This is a genomic window from Haemophilus sputorum CCUG 13788 (genome assembly GCF_000238795.1).
Taxonomy (GTDB): Bacteria; Pseudomonadota; Gammaproteobacteria; order Enterobacterales; family Pasteurellaceae; genus Haemophilus_A; species Haemophilus_A sputorum.
In genome coordinates this window covers 1-22772 of the sequence record NZ_AFNK01000055.1, presented here as the reverse complement: position 1 = coordinate 22772, position 22772 = coordinate 1, and the positions used below count along the sequence as shown (strand labels likewise).

Sequence of the window (22772 nt, the reverse complement as noted above, 5' to 3'; positions counted from 1 at the left end):
CCGTTTAAAAAGTATACAGCCCTCAAATTCAACATAACCTGTAGGTCATTATGCGAAATCTAGACGATTAACTATTTAAAGGTATCTCTACCATTTTTTTATATCAGATCTTTAATTCAATAGCCGAAACGTGTATTCTATATCAGATAGCTACGCCTTTGCGTATCTAACTTTTACCCTTTCAAATCAACTAAGGTATTTGACATGTCTAAAAATTTAATTCTTATCCTTAACTGTGGTAGCTCATCTTTAAAATTTGCTATCTTAGACCCTAAAACCGGTGATGAAAAATTATCTGGTTTAGCAGAAGCTTTTCATTTAGAAGATGCGCGCATCAAATGGAAATTACACGGTGAAAAAGGTAATGCAGATTTAGGTGCTGGCGCTGCACATAGCGAAGCGCTTTCATTCATCGCAAATGAGTTGTTATCAGAAGAATTAAAAGCAAGTATTGGTGCTATTGGCCACCGTATCGTTCATGGTGGTGAGCGCTTTACTTCATCTGTTGTTATTAACGATGATGTTATCAAAGGTATCGAAGATGCAGTTCAATTTGCACCACTTCACAACCCTGCCCACTTAATCGGTATTCAAGAAGCATTCCGTATTTTCCCTGAATTAAAAGACAAAAACGTTGCAGTATTCGACACTGCATTCCACCAAACAATGCCTGAAGAAGCATTCTTATATGCACTTCCATATAACTTATATACTGAACACCACATTCGTCGTTATGGTGCGCATGGTACAAGCCATTTATTTATTTCTCGTGAAGTCGCAGAACGTGTTGGTAAACCAGCTGATCAAGTAAATACCATTGTTTGCCACTTAGGTAACGGCGGTTCTGTTTCTGTCGTTCGTAACGGTAAATGTATCGATACTTCAATGGGTTTAACACCGTTAGAAGGTTTAGTAATGGGTACTCGTTCTGGTGATATTGACCCAGCAATCATTTTCTACCTATACAAAAACTTAGGTATGTCAATGGATGAAATTGAAACGACTTTAGTGAAAAAATCAGGTCTTTTAGGTTTAACTCAAGTGACCAGCGACTGTCGTTACGCTGAAGATAACTATGATGATGCATCTAAACCAGAAGCAAAACGTGCTTTAGACGTATATAGCTACCGTTTAGCAAAATATATCGGTGCATATATGGCAATTTTAGGTGATGATCACTTAGATGCTATCGCGTTTACTGGTGGTATCGGTGAGAACTCAGCTCACGTTCGTGAATTAACTTTAAACCACTTAAAATTATTCGGTGTTAAATTAGACCACGACCGTAACCTTGCAGCACGCTTCGGTAAAGAAGGTGTTATTACAGCAGATGATTCAGCATTCAAAGCAATCGTGATTCCGACAAATGAAGAATTAGTGATTGCACAAGATACTGCTAAATTAGCACTATAACTTTTAAGGGCAGATTACTCTGCCCTTTTTTAACTTTATTTTTATAGGAATATAATTATGTCAAGAACGATTATTCTTATTCCAACGACCACAGGTGTTGGATTAACAAGCGTAAGCCTAGGTTTAGTGCACGCTTTAGAACAAAAAGGGACTAAAGTTGGCTTTTTAAAACCTATTGCACAGTCTATTACTGGTGAAGACGTTTTAGACCGTTCAACTTCAATTATCAAGGCAGCTCAATCAACAGAAGTTGGTGTGCCATTTATGTTAAGTGAAGCAGAAACGCTTATCGGTCAAAACCAAACTGACGTTTTATTAGAAAAAGTGGTAGAACGCCATCAAGCATTAGCTAAAAATAACGAAATTATTGTTATCGAAGGTTTAATTCCAACTCGTACAAATGCATATGCTAACAGCATTAACTATGAAATTGCACAAGCGTTAGATGCTGAAATCGTATTAGTTGCCGCACCTGGTTCTGATAAACCAGCTCAATTAAAAGAGCGTGTTGAAGCTGCTGCATCTGAATTCGGTGGTCGTAACAACCCTAACCTTTTAGGTGTGGTTATCAACAAATTTAATGCACCAGTAGATGAATCTGGTCGTACTCGCCCTGATTTAGCAGAAATTTTTGACTCATTCCAACACAGCACACAAAACGTTTCAGAAGTTGAAGCGTTATTTGCAAAAAGCCCAATTAAACTACTCGCTTGTATTGAATGGAAAGCGGATTTAATTGCAACTCGTGCAATTGACTTAGCTAAACATTTACATGCAGCAATCATTAATGAAGGTGAGCTGAATACCCGTCGTATTCGTGGTGTCAGCTTCTGTGCGCGTAGCATTCCACACATGGTTGATCACTTTAAAGCAGGTAACTTATTAGTAACTTCAGCAGACCGCCCAGAAGTGTTAGTTGCAGCATGTCTTGCGGTTATGAATGGTGTTGAAATTGGTGGTATTCTTTTAACTGGTGGTTATAAAATTGAAGCACCAATTGCAAAACTTTGCCAACAAGCGTTTGAAACAGGTATTCCAGTATTCCGTGTTGAAGGCAATACATGGCAAACCGCTTTAAACTTACAAAGTTTTAGCTTAGAAGTGCCAACTGATGACAAAGAACGTATTAACGCAATCAAAGAATATGTTGCAAGTACGTTAAATACAGGCTTCGTAGAAGAAGTTTCTAAAGGTGCAACTCGTGCACGTCGCCTCTCTCCTGCAGCATTCCGTTATCAATTAACTGAATTTGCACGTGAAGCGAAAAAACGTATTGTATTACCAGAAGGTGATGAGCCTCGTACAGTGAAAGCTGCAGCACTTTGTGCAGAACGTGGCATTGCAGAATGTGTTTTATTAGCTAACCCAACAGATGTTCAACGCGTTGCAGAAGCACAAGGTGTAACCTTAGGTAAAGGTATTACTATCATCAACCCAGCAGATGTACGTGAAAACTATGTTGCGCGTTTAGTTGAATTACGTAAAGCAAAAGGTATGACTGAAGAAGCTGCACGTGAACAATTAGAAGACACTGTAGTATTAGGTACTATGATGTTAGAAGCAAACGAAGTTGATGGTTTAGTTTCAGGTGCGGTTCATACAACGGCTAATACCATTCGTCCACCGATGCAAATTATTAAAACTGCACCAGGTAGCTCAATTGTGTCTTCTATCTTCTTTATGTTATTACCAGACCAAGTATTGGTATATGGTGACTGTGCGGTTAACCCAGACCCAACAGCTGAACAATTAGCAGAAATCGCAATTCAATCTGCAGAGTCTGCAAAAGCATTTGGTATCGACCCACGTGTTGCAATGATCTCATACTCAACCGGCACATCAGGTTCTGGTGCAGATGTTGAGAAAGTAAAAGAAGCAACTCGTATTGCAAAAGAAAAACGTCCAGATTTAATCATTGATGGCCCATTACAATATGATGCGGCAGTAATGGAAGATGTGGCGCGTTCTAAAGCACCAAACTCACCGGTTGCAGGTAAAGCAACGGTATTCGTCTTCCCAGATTTGAATACAGGTAACACCACTTATAAAGCAGTTCAACGTTCTGCAGATTTAGTTTCAATTGGCCCTATGCTTCAAGGTATGCGTAAACCAGTTAATGACTTATCTCGTGGTGCATTAGTGGACGATATCGTTTACACCATTGCATTAACTGCAATTCAAGCAACTCAAGCTTAATTTACGTTCATATGATACGCCCAGTTTACACTGGGCGTTTTTTTGCAAAAAATTAAAGAAATTTGACCGCTTGTTGCGGTAGAATACCCAAAATACTTTCTTTATATTGATGAACTATGACAACACCAATTATTGATTTACAAATTGCCAGTGAAAATAGCGAAGGCTTGCCAACACTGGAACAATTTACTCACTGGGTAGAAACTGCCCTCGCCTTTGAAGCCCAAACTGAAGATTTTCCTGAAACAGAAATGACCATCCGTATTGTGGATGAAGAAGAAAGCCAAACACTTAATCGAGAATATCGCGGAAAAGATTACCCAACAAACGTCCTCTCATTCCCTTTCGAAGTGCCAGAAGGTATTGAACTTCCCTTATTAGGTGATTTAGTTATCTGTCGTCAAGTGATGGAACGTGAAGCAAAAGAACAACAAATTTCTTTAGCATCCCATTGGGCGCATTTAGCTGTGCATGGCACGTTACACTTGCTTGGCTATGATCATATTGAAGAGGCCGAAGCAGAAGAGATGGAAGGTCTAGAAACGCAAATTATGCAGAAATTAGGCTTTGAAGATCCTTATTTGAGCGAAAAAGAACTCGACTAATGCGAAAGCTCGTTGTGTTATTAGCAATGCCGTCAGATTTTGACGGCATTATTTTAAATCAAACAAATTTTGCAAAAGCCAAGCAGTATCTCGGCACGCAGCATTTTCAGGCACTTTATGATATACGTAGTCCTGATGGGGTTTGCTTGCATTTAGAAGCGTTAGCCATTATTGCTGGCACCATTATGAATGGTGGAACACTTTTTCTTGTTTGTCCTGATTTTGCACAATTATCCCAAATTCCTGATAGCGATTCTTTACGCTGGAATGATGGGAAGCTGATTACTACACCTAATTTCTATCGCTATTTTCAAAAATTGATTCAAAAATATCAATTTAGCGTGACAATGCCACGAAAACAAGATTTTTTTCCCCCTACAAGCGGGCAAAAAACGCAAATGTTTTGCGAATTTACGCCAGAACAGCAGCAAATTTTCGAACAGCTACCTAAGCACCTCGCTGATATTCATTTAATTTTAGCCGATCGTGGGAGAGGTAAATCTACTCTTGCGGGACAACTTGCAAAAAGCCTTGCGGAACATCACTCAGTAATTATCACCGCTAAAAGCCGCGCTGCACTTCCCCAATTTTTAGCTCAATTAACAGATATAGCTTCACATGATTCTTTGCAATTTATGGCACCCGATCAGCTGATTGCGAGCATTGCGCAAAAATGTATTTCTCCAAATCATTGGTTATTTATTGATGAAGCTGCGAGTTTGCCTTTACCCATGTTACAAACGCTTTGCCGTTATTTTCATAAAGTTGTGCTAACCACAACCACCCACAATTATGAAGGTACAGGGCGAGGTTTCAGTTTAAGATTTAAATCACAATGTTCCCGCACTTATCAAGAATGGCATTTAACTAAGCCACTTCGCTGGGAAGAAAATGATCCGCTTGAGCAGTTTATTAACGAGCTGCTATTGTTAGATGAAAGCGAACACACAGAATCGCTTGCACAATACTATCAATTATTTGCTAATGCGCATTACAAAACGACGCCAACAGACTTACGTCGGTTATTTGATGGAGAAAATCAGCAATGTTTTTCTTATCAAGAAAATGGGCAACTAATTGGTGCAATTTGGGCACTCAATGAAGGCGGATTGTCAGATGCGTTAACAGAGCAAGTATGGTCTGGAACGCGTCGCCCAGCGGGGAATTTAGTGGCGCAATATCTTTGTGCACAAGGGAATTTAAAGTCAGCTTGCACCTTGCATTCAATGCGAATTTCTCGGATTGCCGTTCAGCCAGACAAACAACAACAAGGCATTGGCAAGCGGTTAGTTTCTGACTTTATTTTGCAAATCTTCAAACAAATTCAACCGCTTGATTTTATTTCAGTCAGTTTTGGTATGTCCGATTGTCTGCTGAAATTTTGGCAACAGTGTGGTTTCGTATTAGTACAAATTACGCCTAACCGAGAAGCAAGCAGTGGTTATCAAAGTGCTATGATGCTCTACCCTATTTCTGAGGCAGGAAACCAATTTGTTGCGCAAGCAGTAGCAAAATTTCAGCGTGATGCCCCAGTTTTACCTTATTGCGAAGCGCTTTTCCCTAATAAAGTGGCTGATTATGCTTTAGATGAATCAGACCAACAAAATTTGCATGGTTTTGCATTTGCTCAACGGAGTTTCTCGGCTTGTTTTGCATCACTGAAACGGCTTTATACTCAATATCCTGAAGAACTTGCCATCTTACGAGATAATCTAGAACAAAATAGTCTTACGTTAGCTGCGCCCCAAAAGCAAACATTGGCACAGTTTCGCCTGGCAGTTAGAGATGTGTTAGCAGCAAAATGTCAGTAAAGAAAAAGCCCATTTAAAATACTTTGACTATTTTAAATGGGCTTTCGCCTTGATAACGATTAGCATGTTTTGCTTTACGTTGGTAACTGCCTTTCCCTTTACGATTTCGCATCACGCGGGTTTTAAATAACGGGTCTGTAACTAAAGCTTTTATAGCACTTTCTTGAATTTCGCCACGTTGGTGGGCATATTGATTTTTACTCATCATTTATCCTTATTAAATTAGATTTAATTGCAAAAAATTGCGTGTGCATTCTGCCAAAATTTACTTTTCCTGTATATAAGTTAGGGGTAAAGTTGTGTATAATTTACCGAAATTTCACTTCAAGCGGATAAGTTTTATTCGCATTTTGCAAACACAGAGGATAATATGAAAAAAGAAGAAGTCGGACATAATTTCTTAGCGCGTCTTGGCAAAACTCGTTTGCGCCCAGGTGGTAAATTAGCCACAGATTGGCTTATTGCAAATGCTGATTTTAATGCAAATAAAAAAGTACTCGAAGTCGCTTGTAATATGTGTACCACTGCTATCCAAATTGCTAAGCAATATGGTTGTGAAATTACGGGTGTAGATTTAGACGAAGAAGCATTAGAAAAAGCACGTCATAACATTAAAGAAAATGGCGTAGAAAACTTGGTTAAAGTACAACGTGCAAATGCGACAAAATTGCCATTTGAAGATAACACTTTTGATATTGTTATCAACGAAGCTATGTTGACTATGTTGCCAATTGAAGCAAAAGAAAAAGCGATTCGGGAATACCTCCGTGTACTTAAACCTAACGGTTTCTTATTAACCCATGATGTGATGCTAAACACTGATGATGTGGAAAAAGTGATTGCAGATTTGCGTTCAGCAATCAACATTACAGTAACCCCACTTTCCAAACCAGACTGGAAAGAAACATTCCTTCGTTGCGGTTTTAGAAATGTGGAAACATTTAGCGGTGAAATGAGTTTACTTTCGCCGAAAGGGTTAATTTATGATGAAGGCGTATTGGGTGCGATGAAAATTATCAGTAATGCGTTAAAACCTGAGAATCGTGATACCTTCAAAAAAATGTTTAATACGTTTAACGACCCTGATAAGAAACTTGGTTTTATTGCTATTTGTAGCCAAAAATAATGTTTGAACTATTCCAAACTTGGTATAAAAAGAAATTAGGTAATCCACATAGTGCCGCATTATTGGGTATTCTGCTCTGTGGTTTTGGGATTATCTATTTCTTTAGCGACCTCATTATGCCGCTTTTAGTGGCCATCGTCTTTGCTTATCTGTTAGATACGCCTATTCGTGTATTGACGCAAAAATTTAAGCTCCCTCGCACATTAAGCATTGTGATTGTACTAGGTAGTACACTCTCTTTACTTGCCCTATTTATTACGGTGTTATTACCAAATTTATGGAATCAGACTGTCGGTTTTGTGCGCGATTTACCCAACATGTTTAACTTGCTTAATACGTGGTTACAAGCTTTGCCCGAGCATTATCCTGAGTTGGTAGATTACGCGATGCTAGATAGCCTAATGACCTCATTACGAGCAAAAATTCTAGGTTATGGCGAATCATTATTAACTTTCTCTCTTAACTCACTGGTGAGTTTAGTGGGTTTAGGCATTTATGCATTTTTAGTGCCGTTAATGGTCTTTTTCTTATTGAAAGATAAACCTTTATTTGTTCGTTCATTTTTAAATTTAATGCCTAAAAACCGCCGTTTAACTACGCGTGTTTGGATGGAAATGCAACAACAAATCAATAATTATATTCGAGGAAAATTGTTAGAAATTCTAATTGTTGGTGTAGTTACCTACATTATTTTGATCTTCTTCGATTTACGCTACCCATTACTACTTTCAGTTGCGGCAGGGCTTTCGGTATTAGTTCCATATATCGGTGCGGTATTAGTTACTATTCCGATTGCATTAATTGCATTATTTCAATTTGGTTTATCGCCTGATTTTTACTACGTACTACTCGCTTTCGTGATTAGCCAACTGTTAGATGGAAATATTGTTGTACCCTTCCTGTTCTCTGAAGCCGTTAATTTACATCCACTAACCATCATTGTCGCAGTGCTCATTTTTGGTGGATTGTGGGGATTTTGGGGCGTATTTTTTGCAATTCCATTAGCCACCTTAGTTAAGGCAGTTGTTAATGCTATCTCTTCTGTTGAATAATTAAAATAATAAGGATAATAAAATGCTTGTTTCGGATTTCCATTTTGATCTTCCTGATAATCTTATCGCACGTTACCCTACGCCAGAACGTACTGCGAGCCGTCTTTTAAAATTAGATGGCAATACGGGTGCACTAACCGACCAACACTTCCCCGACTTGCTAGAAGATATTCAAGCGGGCGACTTGTTAATTTTTAATAATACCCGTGTTATTCCCGCTCGTCTTTACGGCCGTAAATCTAGTGGTGGTAAATTAGAAGTACTGGTTGAGCGAGTATTAGATGAACATCGTTGTTTAGCACATATTCGCGCTTCAAAAGCGCCTAAAGAAGGGGCTGAAATTATTTTGGGCGAAGATAAATTAGGCGAAGGAAATGGGTTTCACGCCATCATGACAGCCCGTCATGGTGCGCTTTTTGAGTTGCAATTTAGTGCAACACAACCCTTGTTTGACTTACTGCAACAAGCAGGTCATATGCCTTTGCCACCTTATATTGACCGCCCTGATGAAGATGCAGACCAAGAGCGCTATCAAACTGTTTATAGCAAAGTGTTAGGCGCAGTGGCTGCTCCAACAGCAGGCTTACACTTTGATAATGCGATGTTAGAAAAGCTTAGCGAGAAAGGTGTGCAAACTGCGTTTGTGACTTTGCACGTTGGTGCGGGAACATTCCAACCAGTTAGAGTAGAAAATATCCTCGATCATCAAATGCATGCAGAATATGCTGAGGTTAGTGAAGAAGTGGTTGAAAAAATCCTTGCAACCAAAGCGGCAGGTAAACGAGTAATTGCCGTAGGGACAACTTCTGTGCGCTCTATCGAAAGTGCCGCTCAAGCAGCAGAACAAACAGGAAAATTGATTGTGCCATTCTTTTCTGATACACAAATTTTCCTCTACCCGGGAAAAACTTTTAAAGTGGTGGATGCTTTAGTCACCAATTTCCATTTGCCAGAATCCACACTAATTATGCTTGTTTCTGCCTTTGCTGGTTATCGACATACCATGCAGGCTTATCAACATGCCGTGGCAAATCAATATCGATTCTTCAGTTATGGTGATGCGATGTTTATCACAAAAAATGAAAATGCGACGCAAGATTTACCGCCCAACGCTTAATTAGAAACCTCGAAATAGCCCTGATACCAAGGGCTATTTTTATGTCTTGCTGTTGTAAGCTTTGCTTGTGCCTGAGCGAATTCAATCTTAACCATGCCAACTTCTGCAGTATTTAGTGTTTGAACTCCATGTAAATTTAATCGTTCAATCACTTGTTTGTTTGGCATTTTCCAAGGATTCCACCGCCCACTAGAAATAATGGCTACCCTTGGCTTGGTTTGTTGCAACAAAGTTTCACTACTGCTGGTTTTACTGCCATGATGGGGCACTTGTAAAAAATCTACTTGCCCAACATTTTCCGACCATTCGCGTTCTTGTATAGCACCACTATCGCCTGTCAATAACCAACGAAAATGCCCTATGCTGACTAGCAAAACACAAGAATCTTGATTTTTAGCCATTAACACTGTTTTAGAGGGATAGATAGCTTGCAGTTGAAAATGACCAAACTGCCAGGATTTACCTGCAACACAAGATTCTGGTTGATAACCGGCATAGCGTTTCTGGCTGCTTGAAATTAACCGTGCATGGGGATAATGCTGTAATAAGGTTTCTACCCCACCTGCATGATCATTATCATCATGACTTAGAAAAATAGCTTCCACGGTAATGCCTTCGCGTTGAAGATAAGGCAGAATTTCCAGTTTTGCCATATTATTCGAGCTAGCACCTCCGCCCCAGCTTATGCCTGTGTCGTAAAAAATTGCCTTTTTTTGACCGCTTGTTTCATAAATCAAGGCTTGTGCCAGACCTTGCCCAACATCAAAGGTTATCCAACTAGGTAATGATGCACGCATAAAAGCCATATAACCCAAACCATAAAAAAGTGGAACGATGATACCTAAACTTAACCAATAAACTTTTCGCTTATTTTTCCAAGCATAAAGTCCAATTAAAATGGCTAAATCTAAACTCAATAATTCCCATTGGGTTTGGTAACTTAACGAAATCCAGCTTTCAGATAATGGTGAAATTAACGTGAGACTACTTTGCGCTAGCCAATCTGCCCATTGCCAAGTTGAAAATAAATTATCAGTTATTAACGTTAATAAAATTATGGGCACTAATACAAAGCTATAGAGCGGAACAATAAGAATATTGGCAAGAAAATTCCAGGTAGAACTCCCCTGAAAAAAGAAAAATTGCACTGGCGCAAAAATAAGTAAAATACCAAGTTGTAAATGGAATAACGAAAGCATACCTCGCACAATTCTTGAAAAATTTTGAGTAGCTATCCAGTTGGAAAGTGGAAAATAGCGATACCAAATAATTAAACTTGCAACAGCCGAAATAGAGAGCCAAAAACTATCCGATAATAATGTTAATGGGTCAAGCAGCAATAGTAATGAGACGATACGCCACCATAATTGTGTTGGTGTATAATGTCGGCGAGCAAATTGACAAACTAATATCAATAAAATTGCCCCGATTGCGCGTAATGTGGGAATAGAAAAACCGGCTAAATAACTATATCCTAAGGCAAAAGATAATCCAATTATGCGAGGGAAAAGGTAGTAGTGCCCTATTTTATGAAAAGCCCTTATCGCATAGCGATGATGAGCATATAATATTCCCCATTGCCCCAATTTTGCTAGCCAAAATCCAACAGCCATTGCTAAAGCGATATGCAAGCCTGAAATAGCAATTAAATGCGCTGTTCCCGTTTGTTGGAAAATTAGCCAATGAGTATGATTCAACCAAGCTCGTTCTCCAAAAGCTAACGCCAATAATAGTCCTTGGGTAGGAAAAGTTTCTGTTTGATTAACCACGCGATAAAGCCATTTTGTTCGCCAAGAAGAGGTTTCCTGATTTTCTAGCCATGCTGCTTGTTTAATGGTTGCGATAGCTTGAATATGATTTGCTGCATACCAACGCTGGCGATCAAAGTTGCCTTCATTTAACCGTGCACTAATTGGTCGAAAAGTGGTTTGGATTTGGTAATGTTGTTCCAACTTTAACGGTGTTTGGCTTTGCCAATTTAGATAAATACGCTCCCCATTTTCTAACTGCCCAATCGCAGCTTGATAATCGGTAAGTTTCTGTAATTGCACAATTTTAACCGTTCTGGTTTGCGCTAAAGCGGTCTGATTTTTTAGCTCATTTGCAAAATGTGCTACCCTTGCATAACTGAGTAACACCAAGAAAAGTGTCCATGCTAATAATTTATATCTGGCCAAGATTGCCCATAGCAAAAGCGTACTATAAGCAATGATAAGATAAAGAAAACCAGCTAATGGCAGCCATAAGATAGGCAAGCAAAGCAAAGGAAATAAGATAAATGCGTGGTCTTGTCGTATCATCGCCAAAGAGAACATAAATAATGGCGAGCATATCGAATGGGGAAAAAAATACCCCTGTTTTTATTGGATTTTTCGAGCAAGATCGCAAAATTTCTCTCTTTTGCAAAAAACTTCAGAAAAATGACCGCTTGTTAAGGTAAAATAAACCAATAATTAGAGGGAAAAAATGATGACCGAATTTACTCACATTAATACGCAAGGCGAAGCAAATATGGTGGATATTTCTGGCAAACAGGAAACCGTACGTGAAGCTCGCGCAGAAGCTTTTGTTTCAATGCGTGCTGAAACTTTACAAATGATTTTATCTGGCAACCACCATAAAGGTGATGTTTTTGCAACGGCACGCATTGCGGGAATTCAAGCCGCTAAACGCACGTGGGAGTTAATTCCGCTTTGCCACCCGCTTCTGCTTTCAAAAGTTGAAGTAAAATTAGAAGCTTTGGTTGAAAGCAATCAAGTTCGGATTGAATCACTTTGCAAATTAAGTGGAAAAACAGGCGTGGAAATGGAAGCGTTAACTGCCGCAAGTGTTGCCGCATTAACCATTTATGATATGTGTAAAGCGGTACAGAAAGACATGGTGATTGAACAAGTTCGCCTATTAAGTAAAAGTGGTGGTAAGTCTGGCGATTTCGTTGCGCCATCAACAAAGGAATAATAGTTTATGAGTATTCAAGTTTTATTTTTTGCGCAAACACGAGAATTAGTTGGCGTAGATAGCCTACGTGTTGAAGAAACATTTGATACGGCAGAAGCGCTGCGCGAACATTTAAGCCAACAAGGGCCAAAATGGCAATTAGCGTTAGAAAAAGGAAAATTATTAGTTGCGATTAACCAAACTATTGCGAATTTAGAGAGTGCTATCCAAGATGGTGATGAAGTCGCTTTCTTTCCACCTGTGACTGGAGGTTAAATGCAACAAACATTCATTCAAGTTCAAGAAGACAATTTTGACCAAAATGCAATTTATCAATGGTTAAGCGCTGAACATAGTGTAGGCGCAACGACATTATTTGTAGGAAAAGTACGAGAAATGAATTTAGGCGATAATGTCTCTGGCCTTTATTTAGAACATTATCCTGCAATGACAGAAAAAGCCTTGCAAGAAATTGTCGCACAAGCTCGTCAACGTTGGGATTTGCAACGTGTTGCCGTGATTCATCGTATTGGTCAATTACACACAGGCGATGAAATTGTATTAGTTGGCGTTAGTTCTGCTCACCGAGGTGATGCCTATCATGCAAATGAATTCATTATGGACTATCTAAAAACGCGTGCGCCATTTTGGAAGCGTGAAACCACGCAAGAAGGCGAACGCTGGATTGAAGGTAGAGAAAGTGATCAACAAGCGGCGGATAAATGGGAGTTAAACCATGCTAAATAACCTTGAACTGGAACAAATTATCGACCAAAAATTAAATAGTAACGCAATTGCCGATTATGCACCTAACGGTTTACAGGTTGAAGGTCGTCAAACTGTGAAAAAGATTGTTACGGGGGTAACAGCAACACTGCCGTTAATTGAAAAAGCGATTGAAAAGCAAGCGGACGCAATTTTAGTGCATCATGGCTATTTCTGGAAAAGTGAGAATCCATGTATTCGCGGCATGAAAGGGAAACGAATCAAGCAATTATTGGTTAATGATATTAACTTGTACGGTTATCATTTACCTTTAGATATTCATCCTGAATTGGGCAATAATGCGCGTTTAGCTCAGCAATTAGGTATCGTTGAGCTTGCCGGATTAGAAGATAAACCCAATTCTATTCCTGTTTGGGGGACTTTAGAAACACCTGTTTCAGCGCAAGAATTAGCACAACGACTTGAACAAATTCTGCAACGTAAACCTATCGTTTGCGATGAATTTGTTGCAGATTATCCGCAAAAAATGATTAAAACCGTAGGCATTTGCACAGGCGGTGGACAAGGATATATTGATTTAGCTGCAGCTAAAGGCATTGATGCATTTATTTCCGGAGAAATTTCTGAACAAACCACCCATTCAGCCCGTGAACAAGGGATTTACTATTTCGCTTGTGGTCACCACGCAACAGAACGTGATGGCATTAAAGCATTAGGCGAATGGCTGGCAAAAGAATATGGTTTATCTGTTGAATTTATTAATATTGATAATCCTGCATAAAACATAACATAAAGGGCAATTCACTATGAACTGCCCTTTTTCTTATTTCTCGCTATTTTCAAGCCACAGCATAAAATCTGCAACGGTATGAAATGATCCAAAGACTAAAATAATATCTTCGGCCTTTGCTTCGCTAAATAATTTGACTGCAGCATCGCCAATGTATTTATATGTAGAAGTTTTAGCCTGTGGTAAGACAGCAAGTAGTTTGCTTTCGACCATTTGAGCTTCTTGCCCACGCCAGCAATCAAGCCCCACGCAATACCAACTATCAATCAATTGATCTAATGGTTCGACGATACCTGAAAGATCTTTATCCTCTAGTGCGCTGAAAATTGCAAAAATCTTTCCTTTTTTAACCGCTTGCAAACGAGATGCTAAATAACGCGCTGCATGCGGGTTATGCCCAACATCAATAATGACTCGTGATTTAGGTTGCGGCCCTTGAAAATGGGCAAAATCATTTGCGGTTAATGTCTGGAAACGCCCTGGCATTTGTGCCTCTGCAATCGCTTCCATTATCATTTGTTCACTCATTGAAAATGGCAACTGGGTTAAGACTGCCAGCGCTGTCCCAACATTGGGTACAGGAATTAGCGGCTGAGGCAAATTATCGAAACAAAGCGTATTAGATTGCCACTGCAAGCGGTCATTTTTTTCAATGATTTGCCAATCTTCTCCACGATAAAAAGCGTGACATTGCAACTTAATTACATGATCACGAATGCTTTGTGGGCAGTCTGGCTCACCAATCACAACTGGAATATTAGGTCTAAAAATGCCCGCTTTTTCACGCCCAATCACTTCTCGGTTATCGCCTAGGAAAGCAACATGGTCGATATCAATCGAAGTAATGACTGCAAAATTTGGATCAACAATATTGGTTGCATCTAAACGTCCGCCAAGACCGACCTCTAGAATTACTACATCTAATTTGGCTTGTTTAAATAGCGCTAATGCGGAAAGTGTACTAAATTCAAAATAACTTAACGAAACCTGCTTCTCTTTTTGAATCATCGCAAAGGTTTTAACATGCCATTCATCTGGGAGTAATTCACCTTGAATACGTACACGTTCGTTATAACGAATTAAATGTGGAGAGGAATAAACGCCAACGCGTAAGCCCGCTTTCATCAGTGCAACTTCTAATAAACGACAAGTCGAACCTTTGCCATTTGTACCAGCCACAGTAATGATATAAGGCGCGGGTTGCAGTAAATCGAGTTGTTCTGCTACTGAACGTACTCGTTCTAATCCCATATCAATAGGCTTTGAATGAGCATGTTCAAGGTAATTTAACCAACAGGCTAAGCTATCCGTCTCTTTCGGAGGAATTTGGGTGTTCATAATATATCCTAAAATAGAAAAATCCCTGTAAAAACAGGGATTTTATATCCTTTTTATTGATTAAGCCGTAGCGTCTTCTTCAACGATTAACTCGCCCGTTACCGCTTTAAATGGTGAAGGTCGGAATGTTAGTTTCGCACAAAGACGAGCTAAAGTATCGCGCATCTCTTTACGTGGAACAATCATATCAATCGCACCATGCTCTAATAAAAACTCAGCACGTTGGAAACCTTCTGGTAATTTTTCACGTACGGTTTGTTCAATCACACGTGGGCCTGCAAAACCAATAAGTGCTTTAGGTTCTGCAATATTGATGTCGCCTAACATCGCAAGACTTGCTGAAACACCACCTAATGTTGGGTCAGTCATCACAGAAATATATGGCACACCTTCTTCTTTCATTTTGGCTAAAATTGCACTGGTTTTTGCCATTTGCATTAAAGAGAATAATGCTTCTTGCATACGAGCACCGCCAGATGCAGAGAAACAAATAAACGGAATTTTTTCTTCTAACGCTTTTTCTGCTGCACGAACAAATTTCGCTCCAACTACTGCGCCCATTGAACCGCCCATGAAAGCGAAGTTAAATGAAGCAACCACCACAGGCATTCCGTAAAGTGTTCCACTCATCACAATAAACGAATCTTTTTCACCTGTTTCTTTTTGTGCGGTACTTAAACGATCTTTATATTTTTTGAGATCTTTAAATTTCAACACATCTTGTGGTTCTAATTCTGCCGCAATTTCTTGTGCAGAATTTTCATCTAATAATTGTAATAAACGCGTACGCGCGTTGATTCGCATATGGTGGCCACATTTTGGGCAAACTTCCATATTGCGGCGTAATTCTTCACTATATAATACTTGTTCGCAGTGGCTACATTTTGTCCAAATACCTTCAGGCACTTTAGAAACCCCTGAAGAAGTATTGCCACTTCGACCTAAAATTCTGTCTAACCAGCTCATATTTTTAACCCTTTTTTATGAGAAAAATCGGCGCTATTAAAGCACAAATACACTTATTTTAAAAGCCTTTGCATACTGCTCCGCTTTGTTAGCATCGGATTTGCAAATTTCTTACTAAAACAGACCGCTTGTATTATGAAAAACACTCCCAAATCGGACGGCAGCTCTGCGGTAGCGTAAGCCCTCTGCCTAATTCTATCCAGCCTGTGGGAAAGTGAAAATCTGAACCACCAGAAGCATAAAGTTCAAACTCAGCTGCCCAGCGAGCAATCAGTTGGCGTTGGTCTGGTGTTTGTCCACAGCCAGAGACCTCAATCCCATCGCCCCCTGCTGCTTTAAAATCTGTAATCAAACGGCGAATCCATCTGCCTGTTAATTTATAACGTAATGGATGTGCAATACAAATCACACCGCCTGCTGAATGAGTCACTGCAATGGCTTCTTCTAATGAACACCAGCTTGGTTTGACGTAAGCAGATTTACCTGCACCTAAATATTTCTTAAAAGCATGTTCAATGTTGCGAACATAACCTTGCTCATACAAAAAACGACCGTAATGCGCACGGGTTACTTCCCCTTCAGCAAGCGATTTTGCGCCTTCATACGCATTTGGAATTCCTGCTTTAGCCAGTTTTTCTCCAATTTCAATCGCGCGAGTTGCTCTTAATTCGGCTTGTTTAGCCAGTAGCGTGATCATTGCTGGATGATGTTCATCAATATTTAATGCGGCAAGATGAATATTTTTTTCTTGCCATACCACAGATATTTCAACGCCGCTAATGAGTTGAATCGGCAAATTTTCTGCCGCTTTTTTAGCCTCACTAATGCCAGCGGTAGTATCGTGATCGGTTAAGGCAAGCATTTCTACACCTTGGTTAACCGCGCGTTCTACTAATTCAATGGGGCTTAATGTTCCATCAGAGGCATTGCTATGGGAGTGTAAATCAAACTTCATCAGTTAATAATCCTGCTCGGATAAAAAATTGTTTATATGCATCCGCCTTTTTAGCCAAACTTAATGGATAAGCGCGAGATGTGGATGGCAAGCGGTATAAAAATAATGCTCTTTTGCTATCAAACGGATAAGCAATACATTCGTTTGTTTTGGGCGCTTTTACTTTTTCAGGTAATAGACCAAGCAATGTGTCGGTTGCTAAGCCACCAGTGGTAAAAATCCATTTTACATGAGGTAAGGTTTTTAACAATTTAGGCATATCCACCGGTTCAACAATTTTTAAATCTTTATCTGATGCATTACCTTTTAAGCGAATAGCGGTTTGAGCTGAAGAACAGAGTGCAATGCCTTTTTCGCGTAAAAAAGCCTCAATACGAACAGGGTCAAAACGTTTTTCTTCACCTACGCGAAAATGATCAGCATTTTGATAAAAAACCAACCCCATAATCCGCCACATATCATTTTGAAAATTAGGGTAATGAAATTGCATACAACGTTTCTCATTGGTTGGTGGAAACGTTCCCATCATCACTACTGTGGCATTTTCAGGCAAAATAGGCGCAAACGGATGATGTTCTAATTCATGTTCAGCTGTCATTTTTCTTCCTATTGAATCAGGGCTTTTAGCATTTTGAGTTTTTCAGCTTTGTTTACGTTTTGTTCAGCAAGCTTATTTAGATCGTTCACCAAATTGGGCTGACTTTCTGTTTGGTTAGCTAAAGAAATCGGTGTTTCAGTCAGTTGTTCTGCATAGGCTGCTAAAGATTCTAGTAATGCCAATTTTTCTGGTTGCTCTTGATATTGTGTAAATAATGTTGCTAATGAACTCGCAAAACTTTCGGTTTTCTCATCAATTTTTTGATGACAATATTTCTGCCATTTTATTTGTTCAGCACGACTGAGTGTTTCAGGGAAATGTCTTGCACGATAATGAAATAAAAGCGGTTCTACTCGTTCATCCGCAAATTTTAACCCATGATGCGCTAATTCTTCTGGCTTAAGGCTACGCAAAATAGCCATGTTATTTTTATCTGCTGCAGAAAAAAAGCCTTGATAAAGCGTTGTTTCTACATTATCACTTACTGAAAATTCACGTGTTTGGGTAAAAATATCTGTCACTTTTTCTCGTATTAAGCTTTTATTGGCTTTGAGCTGTTTTAAATTTGCTAAACAAGCTTCACGATCAATACCTAACCGCTCTGCATTTTCGGGTAATAATACTTTGGCTGGGGCTAAAATTGGACATTTATTGATATGGACCCCTTTTAATGGCACTGGGTTTACACCTTCGGCTAACGCTTCTCGTTTGGTATAAAGACGTTCCCGCAAAACATCAGCTGATTCTGTTAATAATGGTTGAATATCGCCGGTTAAATCACAACAAATCACTTCGTTCTGATTAGTTGGATGCCAAGCCAGTGGTGCAATCCAACTGATATTACTGCGGGCATTGCCAAACATACCAGAAACATGCACTAATGGGGTCATTTCTGCCGTATCAATCAGTTTTTCCGTTTCTTTTTTGCCACGATGCGTAAAGAAAAAATCAAACAATTTCGGCTGTTTGGTCTGAATGAGTTTTGCCATAGCAATCGTGGCATAAACATCTGACATCGCATCATGCGCATTTTCATGCGCAATCCCATTTGCTTTGGTAAGTTGATCTAATTTGAAACTTGGTAACCCGTTTTCATCATGTACCCATTCAATGCCTTCTGGTCTAAGTGCATAACAGGCACGTACCACATCTAATAAGTCCCAACGCGAATTCCCTTGTTTCCAACTATATTCATAAGGATCAAAAAAGTTACGAAAAAACGTATAGCGGGTCATTTCATCATCATAACGAATGTTGTTATAACCGATAATACAAGTATTAGGTTGGCTAAATTGTTCATGAATACGCGCAGCAAATTCAGGTTCGCTTATCCCTTCTTGATTACATAATTGAGGGGTAATACCCGTTACCATAACAGCTTCTGGCGTAGGTAAATAATCTGGCGTTTGTTTGCAATAAAACATCACAGGTTCACCAATAATATTAAATTGGTAATCTGTGCGAATCCCTGCAAATTGTGCTGGACGATCTGTTGCAGGATTCACGCCAAAACTTTCGTAATCGTAGAAGAAAAAAGAAGGAGTATTCATGAGACTGACTAAATAAAAAAATTAGGCAGATTCTAGCACAAATCTGCCTTAACAAGCGGGTTGATTTTTAGGCTTTTTTACAAATTAGCGAACAACCACGGCTGTACCACTCGCACTAATTACAAACATATTTTTAGCACCCATCGTGGTGTAATTCACCTCAATGCCAACTACCGCATTTGCGCCTACGGCTAGTGCACGTTTAGCCAGTTCTTCTAGTGCTTCTTCTCTTGCGCGGCTTAAACGAGATTCATATACGCCTGAACGTCCACCAATAATATCGGTAATGCCAGCGATAAAATCACGCACAATGTTCGCACCTGCAACCACTTCACCAAATACAATCTGTTTATATTCAGCAATTTGTTTGCCTTCAATTTGAGGCGTCGTCGTTAAAATCATGGATATTTCCTTTAATTAAAAAATTTAACAGTATTTAATAAGTATAAGTTCGATATAAAAAAGCGCCAACTAAAATGCACAACATAATAAGAATTTGAATTAAGCGTTTTTTAGTAAGTTTTTCAGCGGCCATTATGGCTCCTTCTTTATTTTTGAATGCCAATTATTATGGGCGAAAGCTGTGGAAAATGCTATATTTTGCAAAACTTTCTTAAAATTTAACCGCTTGAGGAGCCTTTATGCAAACTAATATCGACCAATTTCTAGCAATTATTGCCCAACTTCGAGATCCAGAACATGGCTGCCCTTGGGATATTAAACAAGATTTTAACTCTATGCTGCCACATTTATTAGAAGAAACCTATGAAGTGGCAGAAGCAATTCATACTCAAGATCGTAGTGCGCTGCGTGAAGAATTGGGCGATTTATTACTTCAAGTGGTATTTCTTAGCCAATTAGCCAAAGAAGAAGGAACTTTTGATTTTTATGATGTCTTAAGCGATATTCATCAAAAAATTGTTTATCGCCATCCGCATGTTTTTGGCGAGACTAAAGCAGCAGATAGTGATGAAGCATTAGCGAATTGGGAAGCACAAAAAGCAAATGACGCTAAACACCAACAGCATGAATCTATTTTAGATGATTTGCCATTTGCATTGCCGGCATTAACACGTGCCCATAAAATTCAAAAACGATGTGCGAAAGTTGGATTTGATTGGGATAATCCGCAGGATGTGTTAGCTAAAGTAGAAGAAGAGCTAGATGAGGTCAAAGCTGAAATAGCTAATTATCCGACATCTCAAACTGCATTATTTGAAGAATTAGGTGACTTATTATTTGCGACGGTAAATCTTTGCCGCCACTATCAGCTTGAAGCAGAAAGTGGGTTACGAGAAGCTAATGCTAAATTTGAACGACGTTTCCGCAAAGTCGAAGCAGCAGTAAAAGCGCAAGGAAAAGCGGTTTCTGAATGTAACTTGATGGAACTTGATGCGATTTGGCATCAAATTAAATCTTTAGAATGAATTGACAATTCTCTTTTTAATTTGTAAATTGCAAAAATTACGTCATGTAAATGCACAATTTTTAGCAATTGACATTGCAATTTTAATGTAAGGAAATAACCATGTCGAAAATTTTACTCGTTGATGATGATGTAGAACTTACAAATCTTCTTGCGGAATTATTATCTTTAGAAGGTTTTGATATTCACGTTGTTCATAACGGTCAAGAAGCCTTGACTGAACTTGAGTTACAAACCTACGACATTATTTTATTAGATATCATGATGCCTGTGTTAAATGGTATTGAAACGCTAAAACAACTTCGTCAAAAACTTACTACGCCAGTGTTAATGTTAAGTGCACGTGATGATGATATTGACCGCGTACTGGGTTTAGAGTTAGGGGCAGATGATTATCTACCGAAACCATTTAATGACCGTGAATTAGTTGCACGTATTAAAGCAATTTTACGTCGTACTGCTGGCAACAGCCCGCTTGCAACGGATGTAATTACGCCATCTTCTCAAACAGCAGAAGAAAATAGCAAACAACTTTCATTTGGTGGGGTTGAATTACACCCTGGTCGCCAGCAAGCGATTTTTGAAGGTAAAGATTTAGAGCTAACAGGCACAGAATTTGCACTTTTACAAATGTTGATGCGTAATCCAGGCCAAATTCTTTCACGTGAATTATTGAGCCTAGAAATTTTAGGCAAGCGCCTAACGCCGTATGATCGCGCGATTGATATGCATATTTCAAACCTGCGCAAAAAGCTCCCAGAGCGTAACGATAACTTACCATGGTTTAAAACTTTGCGTGGGCGTGGTTATTTACTCGTAACAGAAAAATAGTAATAAAATCCCTCGACTAGCTTCGGGGGATTTTCGTTTTTTGCTTATTTGTTGGAAATATTTATGCAAAAATTAAAACAATACCTTCAAATACTCCTCTCTTTCCGTCATTTTTTAGCCTACCAGCTATTTGTTTATTTTGGGCTAGCTTTTTTAGTTGTACTGACTATTGCCTTTAATATCTCAAAACTCGATGATCGGGAGTTTACCGCTCTTAATGAAACGGAAATCAGCTTTTTTAATACTGAAAGTAAACACGTACAAAAAGTCTATGATTTAGATGACATTTTTGAACAAGATCTTTCTATTCGTACCCCTGGTGGGTCTAGCGTTATCTTGGTTGAAAAAAACTCTGGCTCTGTCAGTGGTATGGATCAAGATAATCTCAAACCCCTTTTAGCCTTTTTGTATCGCGCGGAAGAATCTAGTGTTCCGTTAGCAAGAAGTTTCGACCACTTACGCATTAACGGGCCATTTATTGTTAAAACCCCCAAACGCGAATATAACGAATATTTTATTCAAACGGTAAACCCACAAAAAGAAGGCTTTAATGAAATTTTCGACTCGCCATGGTTAATGAGCGTGATTGTGATGTGTGTTGCTTTCCCAATTCTCTTTTTCCTTTCTTGGCGTATAACCCGCCCTGTTAAAGAATTGCGTTTAGCCGCGAATGCAATTGCATTGGGGGATTTAAAAACCAATCCTAAAATTGAAAAGCAAGGTATTAAAGAGCTACGTGATGTAGGACGAAGCTTTAATCAAATGGTGACTGCTCTACAAGATTTAAACCAATACCAGCAACGATTATTAGCTGATATTTCGCATGAGTTAAAGACACCATTAGCTCGTCTACAACTCGCCGTTGCAATTATTCGTCGCCGTAATGGGGAATCCAGTGAGATTGACCGGATTGAAAACGAAATCCAAAAACTGAATACAATGATTCTTGATTTACTTTCGCTTTCTCGCCAACAAGTAAACAGCCATCTCGCACGTGCTAAATTCCCGGTTCAACAAATTTGGTTTGATATTTTAGAAGATGCGAAATTCGAAATGAATGAAAATGGCTTAGCGCTTGAAATTCATAATCATATTCCACCCTCTGAACGCTATTACATCAATGGTAATTGCCAACTTTTAAGCAGTGCAGTTGAAAACGTGATTCGCAATGCGAAAAAATATGCAGAAACGCGTGTTTCCGTTGTACTCACTATTCATAAAAAGAATTTAGTCATTGATATCGAAGATGATGGCCCTGGTGTTCCTGAATCCGAATATGAACAAATTTTTAGACCATTCTATCGTGTTGATGAAGCCCGCGCTCGTCAAACAGGT

22 protein-coding genes are annotated in these 22772 nt (G+C 39.1%); 14 read left to right on the top strand and 8 right to left on the bottom strand.

The features are described from left to right. Positions 1-204: 204 nt before the first annotated feature. The 4 genes from HSP_RS0107895 to HSP_RS0107880 all read left to right on the top strand — a co-directional run bounded on the left by HSP_RS0107895 (position 205) and on the right by HSP_RS0107880 (position 6025). A complete protein-coding gene (locus tag HSP_RS0107895) occupies positions 205-1413 on the top strand; it encodes an acetate kinase (protein WP_007524774.1) in 1209 nt (402 codons plus the stop codon). 57 nt (positions 1414-1470) lie between these two features. Further along, positions 1471-3609: a phosphate acetyltransferase gene (gene pta, locus HSP_RS0107890; protein ID WP_007523996.1), complete on the top strand. Its 2139-nt coding sequence runs from the start codon at positions 1471-1473 to the stop codon at positions 3607-3609. Positions 3610-3725: 116 nt separating this feature from the next. Beyond that, positions 3726-4214, top strand: a complete 489-nt coding sequence (ybeY, locus tag HSP_RS0107885; protein WP_010129770.1) for an rRNA maturation RNase YbeY — start codon at positions 3726-3728, stop codon at positions 4212-4214. Continuing rightward, complete coding sequence (locus tag HSP_RS0107880; protein WP_010129769.1) at positions 4214-6025, top strand: tRNA(Met) cytidine acetyltransferase TmcA domain-containing protein; 1812 nt, start codon at positions 4214-4216, stop codon at positions 6023-6025. The genes ybeY and HSP_RS0107880 overlap by 1 nt, the downstream gene beginning before the upstream one ends. Before the next feature lie 13 nt (positions 6026-6038). On the opposite strand, the gene HSP_RS0107875 is transcribed toward HSP_RS0107880, so the two are convergent. Continuing rightward, positions 6039-6230: an alternative ribosome-rescue factor A gene (locus HSP_RS0107875; protein WP_007524586.1), complete on the bottom strand. Its 192-nt coding sequence runs from the start codon at positions 6228-6230 to the stop codon at positions 6039-6041. 165 nt (positions 6231-6395) lie between these two features. Between HSP_RS0107875 and HSP_RS0107870 the strand changes: the two genes are divergently transcribed. From HSP_RS0107870 to queA, 3 genes are read left to right on the top strand one after another with little or no spacing between them, the layout of a single operon-like run. Further along, the gene (locus tag HSP_RS0107870; protein ID WP_010129768.1) at positions 6396-7151 is read left to right on the top strand and encodes a class I SAM-dependent methyltransferase; all 756 of its coding nucleotides are present in this window, start codon (positions 6396-6398) and stop codon (positions 7149-7151) included. After that, on the top strand, positions 7151-8203 hold the full coding sequence (locus HSP_RS0107865; protein WP_007525351.1) for an AI-2E family transporter: 1053 nt from the start codon (positions 7151-7153) through the stop codon (positions 8201-8203). The genes HSP_RS0107870 and HSP_RS0107865 overlap by 1 nt, the downstream gene beginning before the upstream one ends. Positions 8204-8225: 22 nt before the next feature. Next, positions 8226-9320 carry a tRNA preQ1(34) S-adenosylmethionine ribosyltransferase-isomerase QueA gene (queA, locus tag HSP_RS0107860; protein ID WP_010129767.1) on the top strand — a complete coding sequence of 365 codons (1095 nt, stop codon included), beginning with the start codon at positions 8226-8228 and terminating at the stop codon, positions 9318-9320. Here the strand turns inward: queA and HSP_RS0107855 are convergent. Beyond that, positions 9317-11635: a DNA internalization-related competence protein ComEC/Rec2 gene (locus tag HSP_RS0107855; RefSeq protein WP_010129766.1), complete on the bottom strand. Its 2319-nt coding sequence runs from the start codon at positions 11633-11635 to the stop codon at positions 9317-9319. The genes queA and HSP_RS0107855 overlap by 4 nt on opposite strands. Positions 11636-11789: 154 nt before the next feature. Here HSP_RS0107855 and moaC point away from each other — a divergent pair, with 154 nt between their 5' ends. The 4 genes from moaC to HSP_RS0107835 are packed head-to-tail and all read left to right on the top strand — an operon-like array spanning position 11790 to position 13764. After that, on the top strand, positions 11790-12278 hold the full coding sequence (moaC, locus tag HSP_RS0107850; protein WP_010129765.1) for a cyclic pyranopterin monophosphate synthase MoaC: 489 nt from the start codon (positions 11790-11792) through the stop codon (positions 12276-12278). Positions 12279-12284: 6 nt separating this feature from the next. Next, a complete protein-coding gene (gene moaD, locus HSP_RS0107845) occupies positions 12285-12533 on the top strand; it encodes a molybdopterin synthase sulfur carrier subunit (protein WP_010129764.1) in 249 nt (82 codons plus the stop codon). Further along, entirely contained in the window at positions 12534-13004 is a 471-nt protein-coding gene (gene moaE, locus HSP_RS0107840) for a molybdopterin synthase catalytic subunit MoaE (protein WP_010129763.1), read from the top strand. Beyond that, on the top strand, positions 12994-13764 hold the full coding sequence (locus HSP_RS0107835; RefSeq protein ID WP_010129762.1) for a Nif3-like dinuclear metal center hexameric protein: 771 nt from the start codon (positions 12994-12996) through the stop codon (positions 13762-13764). The genes moaE and HSP_RS0107835 overlap by 11 nt, the downstream gene beginning before the upstream one ends. A gap of 42 nt (positions 13765-13806) precedes the next feature. Here the strand turns inward: HSP_RS0107835 and folC are convergent, their stop codons facing one another. The 6 genes from folC to HSP_RS0107805 form a co-directional block, all read right to left on the bottom strand. Next, positions 13807-15111, bottom strand: coding sequence for a bifunctional tetrahydrofolate synthase/dihydrofolate synthase (folC, locus tag HSP_RS0107830; protein WP_010129761.1), 1305 nt, complete (start codon positions 15109-15111; stop codon positions 13807-13809). A 60-nt stretch (positions 15112-15171) separates the two neighbouring features. Beyond that, positions 15172-16077 (bottom strand): acetyl-CoA carboxylase, carboxyltransferase subunit beta, encoded by a 906-nt coding sequence (gene accD, locus HSP_RS0107825; RefSeq protein ID WP_010129760.1) that lies wholly within the window; start codon positions 16075-16077, stop codon positions 15172-15174. A gap of 133 nt (positions 16078-16210) precedes the next feature. Then, positions 16211-17032 carry a PHP domain-containing protein gene (locus HSP_RS0107820; protein WP_010129759.1) on the bottom strand — a complete coding sequence of 274 codons (822 nt, stop codon included), beginning with the start codon at positions 17030-17032 and terminating at the stop codon, positions 16211-16213. Continuing rightward, positions 17022-17630: a DNA glycosylase gene (locus HSP_RS0107815; protein ID WP_010129758.1), complete on the bottom strand. Its 609-nt coding sequence runs from the start codon at positions 17628-17630 to the stop codon at positions 17022-17024. The genes HSP_RS0107820 and HSP_RS0107815 overlap by 11 nt, the downstream gene beginning before the upstream one ends. Positions 17631-17638: 8 nt before the next feature. Beyond that, positions 17639-19180: an exodeoxyribonuclease I gene (sbcB, locus tag HSP_RS0107810; protein ID WP_010129756.1), complete on the bottom strand. Its 1542-nt coding sequence runs from the start codon at positions 19178-19180 to the stop codon at positions 17639-17641. An 84-nt stretch (positions 19181-19264) separates the two neighbouring features. Further along, positions 19265-19582, bottom strand: a complete 318-nt coding sequence (locus tag HSP_RS0107805; RefSeq protein ID WP_010129755.1) for a heavy metal-binding domain-containing protein — start codon at positions 19580-19582, stop codon at positions 19265-19267. 239 nt (positions 19583-19821) lie between these two features. Here HSP_RS0107805 and mazG point away from each other — a divergent pair, with 239 nt between their 5' ends. From mazG to HSP_RS0107785, 3 genes are all read left to right on the top strand, one after another. Further along, positions 19822-20607, top strand: a complete 786-nt coding sequence (mazG, locus tag HSP_RS0107795; protein WP_010129753.1) for a nucleoside triphosphate pyrophosphohydrolase — start codon at positions 19822-19824, stop codon at positions 20605-20607. 101 nt (positions 20608-20708) lie between these two features. Next, positions 20709-21437 (top strand): response regulator, encoded by a 729-nt coding sequence (locus HSP_RS0107790; protein WP_010129751.1) that lies wholly within the window; start codon positions 20709-20711, stop codon positions 21435-21437. Positions 21438-21500: 63 nt separating this feature from the next. After that, positions 21501-22772 (top strand): HAMP domain-containing protein (locus tag HSP_RS0107785; RefSeq protein ID WP_010129750.1); only part of this gene is annotated, 1272 nt, incomplete at its 3' end.

Coding starts and splice junctions, on each gene's coding strand:
- HSP_RS0107895 (WP_007524774.1), top strand. CDS start 205: ATGTCTAAAAATTTAATTCTTATCCTTAACTGTGGTAGCTCATCTTTA.
- pta (WP_007523996.1), top strand. CDS start 1,471: ATGTCAAGAACGATTATTCTTATTCCAACGACCACAGGTGTTGGATTA.
- ybeY (WP_010129770.1), top strand. CDS start 3,726: ATGACAACACCAATTATTGATTTACAAATTGCCAGTGAAAATAGCGAA.
- HSP_RS0107880 (WP_010129769.1), top strand. CDS start 4,214: ATGCGAAAGCTCGTTGTGTTATTAGCAATGCCGTCAGATTTTGACGGC.
- HSP_RS0107875 (WP_007524586.1), bottom strand. CDS start 6,230: ATGAGTAAAAATCAATATGCCCACCAACGTGGCGAAATTCAAGAAAGT.
- HSP_RS0107870 (WP_010129768.1), top strand. CDS start 6,396: ATGAAAAAAGAAGAAGTCGGACATAATTTCTTAGCGCGTCTTGGCAAA.
- HSP_RS0107865 (WP_007525351.1), top strand. CDS start 7,151: ATGTTTGAACTATTCCAAACTTGGTATAAAAAGAAATTAGGTAATCCA.
- queA (WP_010129767.1), top strand. CDS start 8,226: ATGCTTGTTTCGGATTTCCATTTTGATCTTCCTGATAATCTTATCGCA.
- HSP_RS0107855 (WP_010129766.1), bottom strand. CDS start 11,635: ATGTTCTCTTTGGCGATGATACGACAAGACCACGCATTTATCTTATTT.
- moaC (WP_010129765.1), top strand. CDS start 11,790: ATGACCGAATTTACTCACATTAATACGCAAGGCGAAGCAAATATGGTG.
- moaD (WP_010129764.1), top strand. CDS start 12,285: ATGAGTATTCAAGTTTTATTTTTTGCGCAAACACGAGAATTAGTTGGC.
- moaE (WP_010129763.1), top strand. CDS start 12,534: ATGCAACAAACATTCATTCAAGTTCAAGAAGACAATTTTGACCAAAAT.
- HSP_RS0107835 (WP_010129762.1), top strand. CDS start 12,994: ATGCTAAATAACCTTGAACTGGAACAAATTATCGACCAAAAATTAAAT.
- folC (WP_010129761.1), bottom strand. CDS start 15,111: ATGAACACCCAAATTCCTCCGAAAGAGACGGATAGCTTAGCCTGTTGG.
- accD (WP_010129760.1), bottom strand. CDS start 16,077: ATGAGCTGGTTAGACAGAATTTTAGGTCGAAGTGGCAATACTTCTTCA.
- HSP_RS0107820 (WP_010129759.1), bottom strand. CDS start 17,032: ATGAAGTTTGATTTACACTCCCATAGCAATGCCTCTGATGGAACATTA.
- HSP_RS0107815 (WP_010129758.1), bottom strand. CDS start 17,630: ATGACAGCTGAACATGAATTAGAACATCATCCGTTTGCGCCTATTTTG.
- sbcB (WP_010129756.1), bottom strand. CDS start 19,180: ATGAATACTCCTTCTTTTTTCTTCTACGATTACGAAAGTTTTGGCGTG.
- HSP_RS0107805 (WP_010129755.1), bottom strand. CDS start 19,582: ATGATTTTAACGACGACGCCTCAAATTGAAGGCAAACAAATTGCTGAA.
- mazG (WP_010129753.1), top strand. CDS start 19,822: ATGCAAACTAATATCGACCAATTTCTAGCAATTATTGCCCAACTTCGA.
- HSP_RS0107790 (WP_010129751.1), top strand. CDS start 20,709: ATGTCGAAAATTTTACTCGTTGATGATGATGTAGAACTTACAAATCTT.